Source organism: Reichenbachiella versicolor (assembly GCF_003171675.1).
Lineage (GTDB): Bacteria > Bacteroidota > Bacteroidia > Cytophagales > Cyclobacteriaceae > Reichenbachiella > Reichenbachiella versicolor.
The window spans coordinates 26,545-42,944 of sequence record NZ_QFZQ01000005.1 but is presented as its reverse complement, the minus strand read 5'-3'; the positions used below and the strand labels follow the sequence as shown (position 1 = coordinate 42,944).

General features: G+C 35.7%; 15 protein-coding genes. 7 read left to right on the top strand and 8 right to left on the bottom strand.

What is annotated here, in order from left to right; genetic code table 11:
• Nucleotides 1-128: 128 nt before the first annotated feature.
• A complete protein-coding gene (locus tag DKG80_RS10610; protein ID WP_245906995.1) occupies nt 129-2,033 on the bottom strand; it encodes a RecQ family ATP-dependent DNA helicase in 1,905 nt (634 codons plus the stop codon).
• 289 nt (nt 2,034-2,322) lie between these two features.
• Here DKG80_RS10610 and DKG80_RS10605 point away from each other — a divergent pair, with 289 nt between their 5' ends.
• A complete protein-coding gene (locus DKG80_RS10605; protein ID WP_162555818.1) occupies nt 2,323-2,595 on the top strand; it encodes a hypothetical protein in 273 nt (90 codons plus the stop codon).
• 166 nt (nt 2,596-2,761) lie between these two features.
• Here DKG80_RS10605 and DKG80_RS10600 read toward each other — a convergent pair whose 3' ends face one another.
• Nucleotides 2,762-3,379, bottom strand: a complete 618-nt coding sequence (locus tag DKG80_RS10600; RefSeq protein WP_109831319.1) for a hypothetical protein — start codon at nt 3,377-3,379, stop codon at nt 2,762-2,764.
• Nucleotides 3,380-3,545: 166 nt separating this feature from the next.
• Between DKG80_RS10600 and DKG80_RS10595 the strand changes: the two genes are divergently transcribed.
• Nucleotides 3,546-4,184 carry a response regulator transcription factor gene (locus tag DKG80_RS10595; RefSeq protein ID WP_109831318.1) on the top strand — a complete coding sequence of 213 codons (639 nt, stop codon included), beginning with the start codon at nt 3,546-3,548 and terminating at the stop codon, nt 4,182-4,184.
• Between the two features lie 175 nt (nt 4,185-4,359).
• Here DKG80_RS10595 and DKG80_RS10590 read toward each other — a convergent pair whose 3' ends face one another.
• Nucleotides 4,360-4,869, bottom strand: coding sequence for a hypothetical protein (locus DKG80_RS10590; RefSeq protein ID WP_109831317.1), 510 nt, complete (start codon nt 4,867-4,869; stop codon nt 4,360-4,362).
• A gap of 264 nt (nt 4,870-5,133) precedes the next feature.
• Here DKG80_RS10590 and DKG80_RS10585 point away from each other — a divergent pair, with 264 nt between their 5' ends.
• Complete coding sequence (locus tag DKG80_RS10585) at nt 5,134-8,652, top strand: PAS domain-containing sensor histidine kinase (RefSeq protein ID WP_109831316.1); 3,519 nt, start codon at nt 5,134-5,136, stop codon at nt 8,650-8,652.
• Between the two features lie 13 nt (nt 8,653-8,665).
• On the opposite strand, the gene DKG80_RS10580 is transcribed toward DKG80_RS10585, so the two are convergent.
• From DKG80_RS10580 to rsmA, 4 genes are all read right to left on the bottom strand, one after another.
• Nucleotides 8,666-9,304, bottom strand: coding sequence for a response regulator transcription factor (locus tag DKG80_RS10580; RefSeq protein WP_109831315.1), 639 nt, complete (start codon nt 9,302-9,304; stop codon nt 8,666-8,668).
• Between the two features lie 179 nt (nt 9,305-9,483).
• Nucleotides 9,484-10,419 carry an NAD(P)-dependent oxidoreductase gene (locus DKG80_RS10575; RefSeq protein ID WP_109831314.1) on the bottom strand — a complete coding sequence of 312 codons (936 nt, stop codon included), beginning with the start codon at nt 10,417-10,419 and terminating at the stop codon, nt 9,484-9,486.
• A gap of 8 nt (nt 10,420-10,427) precedes the next feature.
• Complete coding sequence (gene mgtE / locus DKG80_RS10570; RefSeq protein WP_245906994.1) at nt 10,428-11,792, bottom strand: magnesium transporter; 1,365 nt, start codon at nt 11,790-11,792, stop codon at nt 10,428-10,430.
• Nucleotides 11,789-12,571, bottom strand: a complete 783-nt coding sequence (gene rsmA, locus DKG80_RS10565; protein WP_109831313.1) for a 16S rRNA (adenine(1518)-N(6)/adenine(1519)-N(6))-dimethyltransferase RsmA — start codon at nt 12,569-12,571, stop codon at nt 11,789-11,791. Before rsmA ends, mgtE begins: the two co-directional genes overlap by 4 nt.
• 99 nt (nt 12,572-12,670) lie before the next feature.
• Here rsmA and DKG80_RS10560 point away from each other — a divergent pair, with 99 nt between their 5' ends.
• The 4 genes from DKG80_RS10560 to DKG80_RS10545 all read left to right on the top strand — a co-directional run bounded on the left by DKG80_RS10560 (nt 12,671) and on the right by DKG80_RS10545 (nt 15,415).
• A complete protein-coding gene (locus DKG80_RS10560) occupies nt 12,671-13,132 on the top strand; it encodes a type II toxin-antitoxin system RelE/ParE family toxin (protein WP_162555817.1) in 462 nt (153 codons plus the stop codon).
• Nucleotides 13,133-14,173 carry a 4-hydroxythreonine-4-phosphate dehydrogenase PdxA gene (gene pdxA / locus DKG80_RS10555; RefSeq protein ID WP_109831311.1) on the top strand — a complete coding sequence of 347 codons (1,041 nt, stop codon included), beginning with the start codon at nt 13,133-13,135 and terminating at the stop codon, nt 14,171-14,173. It begins immediately after the preceding gene.
• On the top strand, nt 14,170-14,784 hold the full coding sequence (locus tag DKG80_RS10550) for a 4'-phosphopantetheinyl transferase family protein (protein WP_109831310.1): 615 nt from the start codon (nt 14,170-14,172) through the stop codon (nt 14,782-14,784). The genes pdxA and DKG80_RS10550 overlap by 4 nt, the downstream gene beginning before the upstream one ends.
• Before the next feature lie 64 nt (nt 14,785-14,848).
• Nucleotides 14,849-15,415: a redoxin domain-containing protein gene (locus tag DKG80_RS10545; RefSeq protein WP_221409109.1), complete on the top strand. Its 567-nt coding sequence runs from the start codon at nt 14,849-14,851 to the stop codon at nt 15,413-15,415.
• A gap of 53 nt (nt 15,416-15,468) precedes the next feature.
• On the opposite strand, the gene DKG80_RS10540 is transcribed toward DKG80_RS10545, so the two are convergent.
• The gene (locus DKG80_RS10540; RefSeq protein ID WP_317048732.1) at nt 15,469-16,338 is read right to left on the bottom strand and encodes a transglutaminase-like domain-containing protein; all 870 of its coding nucleotides are present in this window, start codon (nt 16,336-16,338) and stop codon (nt 15,469-15,471) included.
• Nucleotides 16,339-16,400 lie beyond the last annotated feature (62 nt).

Genomic DNA, 16,400 nt, shown 5'->3' with positions numbered 1-16,400 from the left:
GTTTATTGAAAGTAAAATTTGGGAAGGAAAACAATTAACTGGGGTTTAGTTTTAGATTAAAGCACTATTTGTCTTTGCTATGCCATTCTAAAACTAACTTTTAAATTGAACATGATGAAGAAAGTAAACTAAGAAAGAGAAACTTTCATTCCATTCAATAACACTTTTTCTTCATCGATCAATTCCCTAATGGCTTCAGAGTACAAAAAGTCATCGTTTACCTGAATTTGAATTTTTAGTTCATCAAGTTGAGAGGGAAGGTATTTTAGGTTTTCAAGAATCTTAGATTTGGTAACGTCTAGTGCATCGTGCATATTTTCTTTTTTCTTAGCATTGATACAAACATCACAAGTACCGCAGTTAATATAGGTCACCTCATCAAAATACTCCTGAAATATTCGAGTTCTACAGATGGAATTATTTTCGGCATATCGGGTCATCGCTTCGATTTTTTCATGGATTATTTTGCGGCGCTCCATTGCTTGTTTGTAAGGTCGCTTAAGAGCACTAATCTCGAGGCGGGGGGTCAGGTAAGTTAGTTGTGGTTTGGTTTTTAGCTGATCATAGATAATGATATCCATTTTATGAAGACTTTTAAGCTTTTGGATGATATCAGACTGATTGCTTTTACAAAGTTTTGCGATTTCAAACTCATAAATATGAGTAAAGTCAGTATATAATATCCCACCGTAAAGTCTAAGCAAAGCTTTCATGACAGGCTCCATATTAGAGTTGGCTATCATAAATTTATAAAGTTCGTTCTGATTTGTACTAATCTTAGCAGAGCTCGCCCTTCCCATATTATCATTGATATTGATTAGGCCCATTTCCTGTAGCTTTAGTACAGCATAGTGAGTGTCCAGTGCATTTAGGTTATATGTGTCAGCAAATACTTTAAGTTCAAAGTTGAAGCTTTGAAATTCGCTACTACCTACGGCCAGTTTGAGATAATTTGCAATACTTTGATACACTCTTTGAACGAATTCTAGTGGAGGATTCCTTCGTTCTTCGTTTTTCTTGAGATTGTAAACATCAGTCTGTGAATAGAGTAATACTGAGAAAGCTCTTTTTTCATCTCTTCCCCCTCTTCCAGCTTCTTGATAGTAAGCTTCTAAAGAATCAGGTAGATCCAAGTGTACTACTACCCTGACATCTGGTTTATCAATTCCCATACCAAAGGCATTGGTGGCTACCATGACTCTGCGACGGTTTTCTATCCATTCTTGTTGTTTGCGAGCCCGTGTTTTAGAATCAAGCCCAGCATGGTAAAAATCACAGGTAATTTGATTTTGATAAAGAAATCGAGAGACATTTTCGGTTTCCCTACGACTACGTACATAGACAATCGCACTCCCTTTTACGTTTCGAAGGATTTCAAGCATTTTAGGACCCTTGTTTTCAATTTGGAATGCTGAATAAGATAGATTTTTTCGTGCGAATGATTTTTGAAAAGTATTTGGGTTTTGGAAGCTTAGTTTTTCACAGATATCTTTTTTGGTCTCTTTAGTAGCAGTAGCTGTTAAAGCTATTTTTTTAGCATTTTCTATATAAGGGTAGATAGAATTGATATCCAGATAAGAAGGACGGAAATCAAACCCCCATTGAGAAATACAGTGAGCTTCGTCTACAGCGATCATAGAGACATTCATTTGCTTGAGCCGCTCTACGAATATCTCGGATTTTAATCTTTCAGGAGAAACGTAAAGAAACTTCATATGTCCGCCAATACAATTGTCAAGTAATACATCAATTTCTCGATGAGGCTGACCAGAGTACAGTGATGCAGCACGAATACCTCGTTTTTTGAGTTGATCTACTTGATCTGACATCAACGCGATCAAAGGTGAAATAACTACACACATTCCGTCCATTAACATAGCAGGAACTTGAAAACAGATTGACTTTCCACCACCAGTTGGTAAAAGCGCTAGAGTGTCATGTCCGTCTAAAACCGATTGGATAATATCTTCCTGCATAGGCCTGAAGCTCTCATAGCCCCAGTATTTTTTTAGTATGTCTTGTATAGTTGTCAAGAGTGCTAAAATAGTACTTGAAAATGTACTTTAAGGGATCTGTATTATGGTCTTTAATTGATTTGCTACTTAAAACCGTGTATGATCATTATCGAAATATACATTTTTATAGTTACCAGTTGTCCTCCATTTTTTACATTTCGGCCTTTTTGTTTTACCTCTCGACTACTTTCCGAAAATCCAAGTGGTAGCAATACTACTTTTGATCAGACATACTAAAAGTCACATAAAGACTTTATGATATGTTAAAAGCATTGTGAAAAATTAAGGTTTAGCAAATAGAAGGGTAATGAGAATAATGAAGTTCGTATTTCTAATGATGGTTTTGATGTTTGTTAGTAGTTCAGTTCAGTGTAAGGAGAAGAAGTCTAGTAAAAGCGTAAGTGTAATTGGTAATAAGGCTGTTGAAAAACAAAATACTGAAAACGGTATCACTTTAGATAAGTTTGGCGATTTTGATGGAGATGGAATTATCAACTTATATGATCTATGTCCTTGTGAAAAGGGTGAAAAAACTAACACTGGGTGTCCTGATGAAAGAACGAATTTGAAAATAGCATGACTAACTTAAAAAGGAAACACATGAGACCGTAATAGAATCTATTACAAGTCTCATGCTAGTGTTCCAATACTAAATATTCAAAACAAGTTGGTCTAGGAGTGTTTTAAAAATTAAGGTTTAGCTGGTTTAGAGGTGTTCGAAAATTAAGGTTTAGTTGGTTTAGGGGCTATTTAGAGCTGATTGTCATATCTCGTACATTTTGTTTAACATCTTTTTTTCTTATGGTTTTTCTAGGAACGGTTTCTGTCATTTCTATCAATAAGTAATCACCCAAATCAGATAGTTTATAAGTAAATAGATTATCAATTGGCGTGTAAGTTTCCACTGTCCATCGATCATCTACTACCCATAGATCTTTTTGAAGATTTTTGATTACATAAGTATTCGCTTCCATTTGACTTTCTATGGTAATATCAGGGAACTCTTCAGCGACGTTGCTGATAAACTCCAGAATGTTCTGATCAGCGTTAGATACTTCCATAGCTATGGTCACGTCTAAATCTTTCAGGTATCCTAAGTCTACAGAACGAAACAATGCCCATCTATTCAGTTTGTCATTTTGAAAATACATTGTATCTATATTGCATCCTTTAGGAACATATGTTGTATTCTTCTTAGCTAGTTCGAAATCAAGATCGAGCATTCCAGAAATTAAGTCTTCAGATTCTGCTTTTTTGAATAGCTTATAAACCTCCATTAGTTCTTGACCCTTCTTACCATTGTCTGCATTACAGTGGACAACTGAAAGTATGATAAAAAACAATATAAACTTAGGTGCTTTCATGACCTTGTGTTTGATGGTTATATACAAAGGTCAATTCTAGTTACACATTATGCATCAGGGGATTTATCATTTCAAAATATAAGTGTATCCCGTAGATATAGTTTCAGCGTTTTAGTAATTTGAGGTATTATCAATATTCTTTTTCAACAAAAAACACCAACCCTGTATGTTAATACTATTACTTGATGATCATAAAATCGTTCATAACGTCTTAAGTAAGTTTTTACAAAAACGGTTAGAGGCTGAGGTGCTAGAATGCGCTACAGCTGATGAAGCCTTGATTGAACTAAAGAAGAAGACAGTCGATTTGATAATAACAGACATCTGTATGCCTGAAAAAGATGGAGTTGAATTCGTAAGGGAACTTAGGTCTTATAAAATCGAAACTCCAGTAATAGCCCTGTCAATGATGAAGGATTCAGCTTCTATTAAGAAAATGCTTGGTATGGATGTAGATGCATATCTACTTAAGTCGGGAGATACTGAAGAGTTAGTAAAGGCGATAGAGGCTGTTCAAAATAAACAGAAATATTATTCGAATGCTGTCAAGGATATTATTATGAATAGTGTTACTTACAACAAGAAGAAATATCCTAAAGTGGATCTGACGAACCGAGAGATGGAGATACTAAGGTTACTATTAGAGGAAAAGAGTAATACCGAGATCGCTGAACAACTTTCGATCAGTCATCGAACCGTTGAGACTCATAAGCATAATATAATAGAGAAAGCTAATGCTAAAAATATGGCTGGGCTTGTAAGGTTTGCCTTGAATCAAAAATTGTTTCAGGATTTATTCTACTAGCTAGTTTGGAGCTGCCATAAAATGACAGCCCCACCAAACTAGTCACTCTTAATTGAGTATTTTCGGTTGGATTAAATCAGGTATGAACGACTAAGAACAAAGTTCTTTCTTAAAATGGTTTACAGTTTTTTGCTTCATTCATCAAGATTGTCTGGTTGAAAGATCTCGTTGAGTATTATTTGAACGCTACAAAAAACTGTATTCCGGGGTTTAAGTCCGACCTAATTGATAATCCTGTACCTACCGATAAAAAATTCAAAACCTGCCTTGCTACAGTTATTGTTGGAATTACAATTAAGTCTTCACCATTTTTAATGCCAGCACGTAGATTTAGACCCGTTCGTATCTTATCCCTTCTAGCTTCTATTCCCACATAAATACCTCCAGTTGCTACTTCACGATTCTGAATTTTAGATAATCTATCCATTTCTTCTCTAGCTTCTTGAGATTCAGAGAATGAAGTCATCGTCATTACATCATACTGATAAAATAATCCCGTATCCATTATTATTTGATCATCTGAATTTTTGTATTCAAATAAATAAGGTTTTCCTACACTCCAACCTACTTTTGAGCCTTCTATTGTGAAATCAACGAGAGCTGTTGAAGTAATCACGGGGATTTCCTGAGACAAACATGTTGCTATAGACAACAAAAAAAATGAAAATGTGATAAGAGTTTTCATGACTGTTTTGTTTGGTGTATAACAAAGTTTGTAAATTGACTACATGGTTTTCTATGGGAAATAACCGCATATATTTTTCCGAGATACACGTAAAAACGGTACGTTTAAAACGGATTAGATTTATACCAATACCACTTAGAGATTTTTCTTAAGAGTTGATATTGGAAGCTGGAAATACACTTAGAACCAAATACAGTTTTTTATTCAGTTTTTCTTTTTAGGTTTTTCTCTAATTAGGAATCAACCAAGCTAACATTCAATGATATGAACCTCACTGACAATTTATTAGCCTATTCTAGATTTCGATTGATATTGAATTCAACCAATAAACCTGTAGAAGCCGAGTTAACCGAGGTGAATCAAGGGTTTGAGTTTTATTTTCAAAGCCCTAGAGAAAGACTCATTAGGAAAAGCTTGTTTGAAATATTTGACATTTCTGATGACAAACAAAAGGAACAATGGCTGGATGATTTTTACAAAGTAGCTTATTGCAATGATCACTTTGAAAGGGAACTGTATTTCGATTCATTAGATACTACTTTTAAAGTGAGTGTATCCTCGCCAATTGAAGGTGAAGTCATTACTGTTCTAAATGAAATTCAAAAAGATAGAGTTTGTAATGGCCTATTAAGTGATATCTTAAATAATATTCCAGAGGCTATGTTCACGATGAATTCTACTGGTAGCATTGACTTTGTCAATGAACATATGAGTACATTGACAGGGTATAGCAGTGAAGAGTTAATGGGTAAGTCGATGTGCTCTATAGTTATTAAAGACTCTGGAGATGTCGAAGAACGATTTTCCAAACTTAGGGTCAATGAGGTTTTAACGTTTGAATCTGAGCAAATTGCTAAAAATGGTACTCTTATCCCTGTTGAAGTTAAATTAAAAGTATTAGTTGTTGATGATGAGAAAAAGTACTTCGTCATAGTAAGGGATATAACAAATTATAAAGATGACGAGAGGGTTTTTCGTACGCTTTTTGAACAGGTGCCCTATGGTATTGCTTTAGCTGCTTCTGGTGGACGGTCTTATCTAGTGAATAAGGCTTTAGAAAATATTTTAGGGTATACAGCCGAGGAGATTTATAATATGTCCTTCAAAGACTTTACTTATCCCGAGGACTTTGACTTGAACAATGTGTACTACCAAGATTTGCTTGATGGCAAGATTGATAATTACTCGTTAGAGAAACGTTATGTAAAAAAAGACGGTACAATAGTCCCTGCTTCATTGAAGGTTTGGAAAATAAAAGATCCCAATACACTATCAGGAAAGAGAATAATAGCCATGGTTGAAAATCTTTCTGAGATAAAGAAGAATCAACAGGAGTTGGAGAAGTTTAATAGATTTTTTAATCTATGCTATGATAATTTTTTGATTTCGGATGCTGATGGATTAATTGTAGATCACAATCCAAAGTTCGAGAAAACAATTGGTCATTCGAAAAAAGAAATAAAAGGGAAAAAGTTTTTGAGCTTTGTTCACCCTGAAGATTTATGTAAAACCCTTGTTGAGATTCGGAGGCTAGAAGGTAGTAAAAATACCGTCAATTTCAGAAATAGATATAAAACCAAATCAGGTGTATACAAGCATCTTGAGTGGGTGGTAGTATCTAATAACAGTATGTACTATGCTGTTGCAAGAGACATAACTGACACTGTTATGAATCAGAGAAGAGCAGATGAAGTTGAGTCAGTATATCTAGCTATGCAGGAAGCGGCTCCCTACCCCATTATTTTGCTTGACGCTAAAGGAGAAATAAAGTTTGTAAATAAGCAAACACTACAACTATGGGGATATGATTCATTGTCAGAGCTAGAAGGGAAGTTGATTACTGAATTTGATGATTATTTCACTAGTGAAGGAGTAAAAAGTGTCATTAGTAAAATGAAGTCAGGGAAATTGATAGAGTTTGTAACTAGTCATAAGCTAAAAGATGGTACTAAGATTCCTGTAGAGATGAGAGTCATATATTTATCTATAGGGAAGGAGGAGTTGTTTTATGGCATGGCAAGGGATCTGACAAAAGATCAAGAACAAGAAAAAAAGCTTCAGGTGAAAAATGAACTTCTCAATAGATCTCAGAAAATTGCCAAATTGGGTAGCTGGCATTTGAATGCAGTCAAAAACGATTTTATATGTTCTGATGAGATATACAGAATATTAGATATCGAGCCTCAGTATTTCGACCGAACATTGGATGGATTTTTTAGTTTCGTTCACCCTCAAGAGCAAATTGACCTAAAGGAGTACTTTGAATATTGTGTAGAGAAAAGAGTACCATATAAGATTACGCATAGAATAATGACGAATTCGAATATGGTAAAGTATGTAGAGGAAAATGCAACTTTCGAATTTGATAATGAGCAAGGTTTGATATACGTCAATGGAACAATGCAAGACGTGACGGAGAAAGTCCTTTATCAAGATGAATTAAAAATTAAAAACCATAATCTCAATAGGTTTTTTGAGAATGCTCACATAGGAATAGTTAAAAACGACTTAGAAGGTAAATTTCTAGAGGTAAACCCTGAGTTTTTGAGGATAACAGAGTACTCTTTAGAAGAGCTCAGAGAGATGACAAATTGGGACTTGACTCCCATGGAGTTTTATTCGGAAGAGAAAAAACAACTAAAAAATCTATTGACTGAAGGTAAATATGGATCTTATAAAAAAGAACTAATTACTAAAACACGACATAGAGTCCCCGTATTGATCAATGGTGTAAAAACAAAAGATGCTAATGGAAGTGAGTTTATATGGTCTGTGATACAGGATGTCACAGAAGAGGAAAATTATAAAGATCAGTTGAGGCAGGATATTAAAAAGCTACAAGCACTGTTGCAGCTCGGAAAACTTTTGGCGTTTGAAATTGATCTAGAAACGGATAAGATAATTACTATTTACAATGAATCAGATGCTAAGTTTTTTGATAAATTCAAAGGACTAGCAGAACTGTTTTATTGTATTAAAGAAGAGCACCGAATACTGTTTTCTGGTACTTTACAAGTGATTATAGATGGAGGTTCTTATTCGCAAAATGAAATCCAAGTAAACAATGGGACTAGGTATAACTGGTACAAAGTCGTACTAAGTAGGCTGGATTCTAGACATAGTCAGAATAACTTACCAAGAATTTTTGTTACTCTTAGAAATATACAATCCGAAAAAAATACAGAGTATGAAAGGTTGTTGAGTCAAGAAAAGGAAAGAATAAGGATTGCACGTGATGTTCATGACAGTATAGGTCAAATGCTCGTAGCTACTAGACTTACTTTGCGTACACAGGTACCTAAAGAGGTAAGGAGTAATTATCTAGAAGTAGATGAATTGTTGGAAGAGATGGTAAATGAAAGCAGGTTAATCATCAATAACTTTGGAGAAGGCCTGTCCAGTTCCAGCAGTTTAGAAGAGGCTTTTTATTCAATGGCTGAAAAGATGAATAGAGTTTACCCTGGTGAGATTAAGATTCATTGGAAAGGTAATTCTGAGATTGAAGATTTAACGAAAGCCACACATGTTTTCAGGATATATCAAGAAGCTCTTTCCAATGCTATTAAATACTCTTCTTCCTCACAGATAAGAATAAATGTGCGTAATGTCAATCACTTTTTCATGGACATAATAGATAATGGGGTAGGCTATGATACAAAAACGGTTGCTCCAGGCTATGGTAGGATAAATATGATCGAGAGATCGCGGGAAATCAACCTAGATTTAAAAATAGAAAGTGAAATAGGAAAAGGAACAGCCATTAGGCTAAGACCTTTGAGATGAGATAAGGGAGCTTTTAATAAAAAAGGTCATCAAATAGTTTTTCTTTCAAAGCATACTTCACCAGTCCAGCTATATTTTTAGCCCCTGTTTTTTCCATGATGTTATGCTTGTGAGTTTCAACTGTTCTTAGACTTATAAACAATTCTTCAGCTATTTCACCATTGTTTTTTTCTTTGAGTACTAACTCTAAAACTTGTAATTCTCTCTTTGTGAGTTCTGATCGATTTTCAGCTTTACCGTTATTGACAAGGCTATTCATGATTTTGTCAGTAACACCGTCTGAATAGAATTTTTCGTTGTTTTTTATTTTATTAATTGCCTCCAGAAGCTCTTCAGTGTCGCCTTCTTTTAGAACATAGCCATTGGCTCCAGCTTTGATCATTTTTATGATAGAAGAAGAGTCGTCCATCATAGACAGCGCTATGATTTTGATTTTTTTATCTAGTTTTCTTACTTCTTTGGTTAATTCTATTCCGTTTTTCTGAGGCATGTTAATGTCGGCAATCATGAAGTCGAATTCCTCGGGCACAAATTTGTTGATACCTTCCACTCCATTACTAGCTTGTATGACTTCTGCTTTTAGTTCTTCTTGTAGTACAGTACTTAGTGCCTTACGGACAATGCGGTGATCATCCACCAATAGTATTTTCATAATTGACTTTAGCCGGTATAATAAGTTAAGTGGGTTGTAAACTATCAGTTAGGCTGTTTTTCCTTACTTAATATAGTCAATTAAAGCGAGGTAGGATAGGCTGATTTACTAAATTAACTTAATAAAAAAAGCTGTAGGACAATTCTAACAATAAATAATAATGTCTCGCTCTTTAGCTATTAAAGCTTAGCAATTTTTTCAACAAGTACTTTATTGATATTCTTATAAGATTCAAAAGTCCACCCCCCAATATGCGGACTGAGAATAACATTTTGAAGTTTGAACAACTGTTTGTAAGTATCCAATTGTTCGTTGTTCAGATTTTTCATTTTCTCATTTTCGAGGACATCCAGAGCTGCGTGCGTGACTTTTCCTGATTGTATAGCTGCCAGAAGATCTGCCGTTTCTACAATCTCGCCCCTTGCTGAGTTGATAAAAATTATATTTTTTGAAAACTTCTTAAAGAAGTTAATGTCAACCAAGTCTTTAGTTTCGTCAGTCAACGGTGTGTGAATGCTGAAAATGTCCGCACGCTCGAATATTTCATCTAACTCTACTTCAGTAATAAACTCATCACTAAAATTGGATTTGTATTTGTCAAAAGCGATCACTTCACAATCAAAGCATTTGAGTCTTTGTGCGACCGCACTAGCCATGTATCCATATCCAAGAAGACCTACGGTTTTGCCTTTAATCTCAAATCCTCTATTACCTTCTCTGTCCCAGATAAAATTTCTAACCTCATCATCCGCTTTTGGTAAATTATTGGAGAGACTTAGTAGCATACCCAATACGTGTTCTCCTAAAGCATCTCGGTTCCCTTCAGGAGCATTCACAATTTCTATATCTCGACATTGCAAATAGTCTACATCAAGGTTGTCAATTCCAGCACCAGCTCGACCGATGAATTGTAGTTCACCTTGATTAACCAAAAGTTCTTCGTCAATCGGGGTTTTGCTACGAACGATCATTCCGACATACTGTTGTTCTAGTGCTATGATCTCAGAGCGCTTGATATTAGGTCTATAGTCAGGTTCGTATCCGATTGATTTGACCATATCTGTTATGCTCTCATGCATTTGGTCAATAATGAGGATTCTTTTATTATCGGGCATATTGTGGTTTATAGTCCGTAGAGAAAATGTGCAACTGTGAAGTAAACGCCAAGACCTAGTAGATCGTTCGCAGTAGTAATAAAAGGTCCTGAAGCTAATGCAGGATTTACACCGAACTTATCTAAAAGCAGAGGAGTGATAGTTCCCATGAAAGAGGCTAGCAGAACCACTGAAAATAATGCGATACTAACTGTCCCAGCAATTGACTGATCGGAAGTGGAAAAAATTACAATCCCAAAAACGATAATTGAAAGTATTGTTCCATTTATTATCGCTACAAATAACACCTTGATCATTTTCTGGAACAGCGAGTTTTCAAAAGCATTAGGGCTCGCTAAGCTTTGGACTACTAATGTAGAGGATTGAATTCCAACATTTCCTCCCGTAGCAGTGATTAGAGGGATAAAAAATGCCATGGCAGGAATAATAGCTATGTCCTTTTCAAAAAGGCTTATGAATTTAGCTCCAAGAAGCCCTCCTACTAATCCAATCACAAGCCAGGGAAGGCGTGCCTTAGACAAAATCCAAGCACTATCATCTTCTTCTACATCTCCAGAAATACCTGACATCATTTGTATATCTTCTTCGGCCTGTTCTGTAATTACATCTACTACATCATCTATAGTAATTCTACCCATCAGCTTACCACGAACATTGACCACAGGAAGAGCATCAAGATCATACTTTTGCATGGTGAAAGCAACTTCTTCTTCACTCACGAAAGTTTCTACAGACACGACACTGTCGTCATAAATATCAGAGACTTTCGTATTGTCAGATGACAAAATGATTTTTTTAAGAGATACTCTACCCAGTAAAACATCATTGTCATCGATCACATAAACAGAATAAATCTTTTCTACCTTATCAGTTTGAGTGCGTATTTCTTCTATGCATCGTTTAATGGTCCAATTAAGATTCGCACAGATTAGCTCTTTTGCCATTAGACCACCCGCTACATCATCATCATAATGTAACAGTTCAAGCAGATTGCTAGCTTTATCTTGATCTGTGATATTTGAGATGACTTCCTCTCTGAGTTTGATTGGTAATGTGTCCAACAAGTCTGCACCATCATCAGAATCTAGCTCATTGATGTATATTGATAGTTCATCAGCAGAGAAGTATTCAAGAAAGTTCTCTCTTGCTTCTTCATTTAAATCAACAATGATTTTGGCTCCCACGTCAGCTTTCAAAAGCCCTAAGACGTATTTGGAGGCTTCACTATCAAACTCTTCTAATAATTCAGAAATATCAGCAGGGTTCACTCCATCCAAAGTCGATTGGATAAAATCGACTTCCTGAGTGTCCAGAGCCTCTGTAAAACGCTCTAGGTACTCTTTGGATAGTTCAAACTCCATGTCCTGAATCATGTATTTTGGATTTGTAGTGTTAGTGCAATGAAATCATCAACGGATAGTTGTTCCGCTCTTTTGCTCAGTATCTCTAAACTCCTAATTGATTCGGGCAAATTTAGAGGTTTTAATGCATTGCGCAATGTCTTTCTTCGGGTACTAAAGGAAGCTTTCACGACTTTAATAAAGAGTTTTTCATCACATTCCAATTGTTTAACATTATTCCTTTTTAATGCGATTACTCCTGAATTAACTTTTGGTGGAGGATCGAAAACATGAGGCGGTACAGTGAATAAATATTCTACGTCATAGTATGCTTGTATTAACACGCTAAGAATACCATAAGTTTTGCTACCTTCTTTTGTAGCAATCCGTTCTGCTACTTCTTTTTGGAGCATTCCTACTACTTCTCTGATTTGATCCTTATGGTCTAAGACTTTGAAAAATATCTGAGTCGAGATGTTATAAGGGAAGTTTCCAATAATAGAAAATGGCTCTTCGCCGAAGTATTTCTTTAAATCATCCTTGAGAAAGTCAGCATGAACAATATCGACACGTTTATCTTGGTATTTGTTCTCAAGAAAAGCGATAGACTCTTCATCAAGATCCATTAATATCAACTTTTCAAATTCCTTATCGGAAATGATTATTTCTGAGAGAACTCCAGTGCCGGGACCGATTTCAATGACACGATTCGCATTGGCTCCGCTGTATAAAGCAGCGACGATATCTTCGGCTATGCTAAGGTCGCGCAGGAAATGTTGACCCAGTCGTTTTTTTGGTTTTACATACGTCATGATCAGTCCCCTTTTAGTGAGTTGCAAATTGAGTGAATTACACCACATTATGCAATGAGGCAGTCGAAAGTTATTTTTGCCTCAATGAATTCTAAATCAATGTTCACGAATAAGCCTTCAGATATACAGGTAAGGATAAGTTCATCTCTAAATAGTTTGGTTGATGAAGAAGAGAAAACTAAAATTCTGATAGGTCATTTGATTCAAGGAGAAAAGTCTGGGATAGCAAATGCTGAAGAGCTGAGAGATCTAAAAGATATGATTAAGTTCATAGGAGACGTATCAATTAGTCGTCAGGCGTTAGATGATCTGAGAGGTCTTTGGTGTCATATAAAGGAGCGATCGGGAGCAGAAATAGCTACTAATGCGGTAAAGGAAATAGTGAGTAAGATACAGAACATTTGTAAGGATGAGTCGATTGGGCAGCCAATGAATTATATTCGTGAGTTCTATCGGTTCTCAAGTATTGGTGAATATTTGTTATTCTATTTGGAAGGAGAGATCGAGATCATAAGAATCTTACCGCAGTCAATAGTGGTAATAGAAAGTAGAGGTATATAGATGGAAAAAGGCAATAGACAGTCAAATCAGAAAAAAGAGAAAAAGCCTATCATTGGCATAAGCATTGGAGACATCAATGGAATAGGTCCAGAGGTAATTATCCGATCTTTGGATAACAATAAGATTACCAAGCAAATGACGCCTGTCATCTATGGATCAGCTAAAGTGATGTCTTTTTATCGCAAGAATCTAAACGCAACTCACTTTAATTTTACTCCAATCAATGATTTGAGTAAAGTATACCATAGAAAGGTTAATGTGCTAAACTGTTGGGAAGAGCCAGTAGAATTGACTCCAGGAAAGTCTACTGATGTAGGAGGTAAATATGCTTTCAAAGCACTAGAACTAGCGACTAATGACTTGATAGCAGGAAATATTGATGCTTTGGTTACTGCTCCGATCAATAAGCTGAATATACAAAATGATGATTTTAAGTTTCCAGGACATACAGAGTATCTTACTCAAAAGGCTGAAGCTAAAGATGGTCTTATGTTCATGGTAGCAGAGGATCTCAGAGTAGGTGTATTGACTGGACATATTCCGCTTAAAGATGTGCCATCGAAAATCAAGAAAGAATTCATTGAAGACAAGCTTAAGCTGATGATTTCTTGCCTTAAAGAGGATTTTGGAGTTTTGAAACCAAAAGTTGCTGTATTGGGATTAAATCCTCATGCAGGAGAAGATGGGCTTTTAGGTAAAGAAGAGGTTGAAATCATCAAGCCAGCTGTAGAATCTATCAAGTCGAAAGGGAGTTTGGTGATGGGGCCATTTCCCGCAGATGGTTTTTTTGGTTCTGGACAATACAAAAAATTCGATGGTATTTTAGCAATGTATCATGATCAAGGTTTGGTACCTTTTAAAAGTTTAGTTTTTTCGGCAGGAGTGAATTACACAGCTGGGTTGCCAATAGTGAGAACTTCCCCTGATCACGGAACAGCATACGATTTAGTAGGTAAAAATATAGCAGAACCAGGTTCCATGCTTACAGCTCTTTTTACAGCCTTAGATATTGCCAATCAGAGAAAAGAAGAATTGGTTTGATTGAGTTTATCAAATCGGTTTCAGTAGGTGCTACGTTGGGAGTGTGGAAAGTTACAGAGTCCATTGAAGATTTAGGACTGATGGTTCATTCCAGAGAACGACAAGGGGCTGAAAATTACCATCCAAGGAAAAAAAAGGAGCATTTTGCATCTCGAGTTTTGATAGCAAAAGTAGTAAGGTCTCTAGGGTTAGATTATCATGGTATAGTCAAAGATGACCATGGCAAGCCCTTCTTAGGAGGGTATGATTTGAATCTGTCAATTACCCATACAGATGATTTTGTAGGGTGCTTGATTCACAAAACAGCTCCTTGCGGAATGGATATTGAGAATCTTCGTCCGCAGCTATTTAAAATCAAAAACAAATATCTCAACCTAACGGAACAAAAAGAGTACGGTTCAGATCTAGAAATGCTGACAAAGGCATGGTCAGCTAAAGAAACTATTTACAAGATCTATGGGCGAAAGAATCTAAATTTCTCTGAAAATATTCAAGTAACTGCTATGTCAGACTCCCAAATAGAAGCATCTGTAAAAACGGAAGAAGTACATCAAGAGTATACACTTCAAGTGGAGAGGCTAGAAAAGTCTTTTTTGGTTTATTCTGTTTGAAAAAAATAACGCTGATCCATTTCTTTTGATTAGTTACCTTAGTCTTATGGCGGTCAAATTAATCATGTTCATTCTGCTAGCTATAATAGCAAATTTTACAGTTCTTGGGCAAGGTAAATCCCTAGCAGAGATGTCTTTTTATGATGTGTCTAGGAAAGAGTTTTTAAGTACAGATCAGTTGTTTGGTGACAAAGGTCTAGTTATTGTCTTTACAAGTCTCAATTGCCCATATTCTCAGAAATATGAAGGCCGTCTTGTTAAAATGAAGCAAAAATATCAAGACCAAGGAGTAAATGTAGTTTTGGTTAATTCCAATGACCCGAGTATTGGAGAGCCAGAGAATATCCCTATGATGAGAGCTAGAGCTGAGGATTTAGGGATACAATATTTTTCAGACCAGAGTCAAACAATAAAGAGTATTCTGAAAGTGTCAAAAAATGGAGAAGTTGTCGTCTTGACTAGAAAAGATGGGGCTTATAAGACGCTTTATCAAGGCGCAATAGATGATAATCCACTTTCTGATAAAGGCATTAAAGAGAATTATCTTCAAAATGCAATCGACCATCTTTTAGACGGAAAAGATAATATCTCTGTTAACTATGTACGTCCAATTGGATGTCACATTAAATAGCACAAGAAAGATAGTCTTTTGAGGGAATGAAAGAGTGTGGAGATAAATTAAGACTAGTTTTCTATTGCCTTTAATAATTCCTTGATGTCATCAGATTTTTTGTATTCACCTAATTTCTCAAAAGATGCTATTAGGTTACGCAATGCTCTTGCAATGATGTCAACATTGCTGCATGGCTGATAATAGATGTCTAATCGATCTAGGTTTAATTGATCAAGATAATTGTCAATATCATCCGTGGTGAAAATGATACCATTGTTAAAAACATTGATGTAAAACTGCTCCTTGTCGGTTTTATATGTAACAATGAACAGGTTAGGTAGATTGACACCATAAATTGGCATTTTCAGTCGCTTAGCTAAGAGTAAATAGACAACACACATGCTAAGAGGGTTGCCTTTTTTAGACTCTAGCACTACGTTGATCATACCATTGGAGGGAGAATGGAAGTTCTTTGAGTTTGGGCGAAACTTGAGTTTATTATACATGACATCATTTAAGATTTTAACCTGTTCCATTTCAGTCAAATTCTCTTTGAATTCAGGCCATGCCTCATAGTAATACTGCTCAAATTTTCTAACTAAGTATTTTAAGTTTAAGTCTGGGTATTGGTAATTGGCGACTAGCATCATTCCTTCCAAAAGATCTTCTGCGCCCTCAGTCTTCCATTCAACTAATTTTTCTTTAAGAAGTTCATACTGCAATGAATGAATGATATCTTCTATTTTGGTTCGTACATCAGGAATTAGGCTTTTTTCCATCCATTCCTTTTCCAACTGAGGAATGATAGATGTACCAAGAGATCGAAGCTTATTTTCGACATTAGAAACGATCTCATGGTCATCATCCTCTAATAGGGAAACCATGGCTTTTAATTGAGAGGGTCTGATTTCTTCCTGTATGTCCGTCTTATTTTCTTCCATTACTGCTATTCTCCATCTTCAAACCTACGTCTTTTGCCTAAAAATCAGTGACCAAAAAACTG

What these genes read in the sequence shown, in the direction of transcription:
- DKG80_RS10605 (WP_162555818.1), top strand. Translation starts at nt 2,323, where the DNA reads ATGAGAATAATGAAGTTCGTATTTCTAATGATGGTTTTGATGTTTGTT.
- DKG80_RS10600 (WP_109831319.1), bottom strand. Translation starts at nt 3,379, where the DNA reads ATGAAAGCACCTAAGTTTATATTGTTTTTTATCATACTTTCAGTTGTC.
- DKG80_RS10595 (WP_109831318.1), top strand. Translation starts at nt 3,546, where the DNA reads ATGTTAATACTATTACTTGATGATCATAAAATCGTTCATAACGTCTTA.
- DKG80_RS10590 (WP_109831317.1), bottom strand. Translation starts at nt 4,869, where the DNA reads ATGAAAACTCTTATCACATTTTCATTTTTTTTGTTGTCTATAGCAACA.
- DKG80_RS10585 (WP_109831316.1), top strand. Translation starts at nt 5,134, where the DNA reads ATGAACCTCACTGACAATTTATTAGCCTATTCTAGATTTCGATTGATA.
- DKG80_RS10580 (WP_109831315.1), bottom strand. Translation starts at nt 9,304, where the DNA reads ATGAAAATACTATTGGTGGATGATCACCGCATTGTCCGTAAGGCACTA.
- DKG80_RS10575 (WP_109831314.1), bottom strand. Translation starts at nt 10,419, where the DNA reads ATGCCCGATAATAAAAGAATCCTCATTATTGACCAAATGCATGAGAGC.
- mgtE (WP_245906994.1), bottom strand. Translation starts at nt 11,792, where the DNA reads ATGATTCAGGACATGGAGTTTGAACTATCCAAAGAGTACCTAGAGCGT.
- rsmA (WP_109831313.1), bottom strand. Translation starts at nt 12,571, where the DNA reads ATGACGTATGTAAAACCAAAAAAACGACTGGGTCAACATTTCCTGCGC.
- DKG80_RS10560 (WP_162555817.1), top strand. Translation starts at nt 12,671, where the DNA reads ATGTTCACGAATAAGCCTTCAGATATACAGGTAAGGATAAGTTCATCT.
- pdxA (WP_109831311.1), top strand. Translation starts at nt 13,133, where the DNA reads ATGGAAAAAGGCAATAGACAGTCAAATCAGAAAAAAGAGAAAAAGCCT.
- DKG80_RS10545 (WP_221409109.1), top strand. Translation starts at nt 14,849, where the DNA reads ATGTTCATTCTGCTAGCTATAATAGCAAATTTTACAGTTCTTGGGCAA.
- DKG80_RS10540 (WP_317048732.1), bottom strand. Translation starts at nt 16,338, where the DNA reads ATGGAAGAAAATAAGACGGACATACAGGAAGAAATCAGACCCTCTCAA.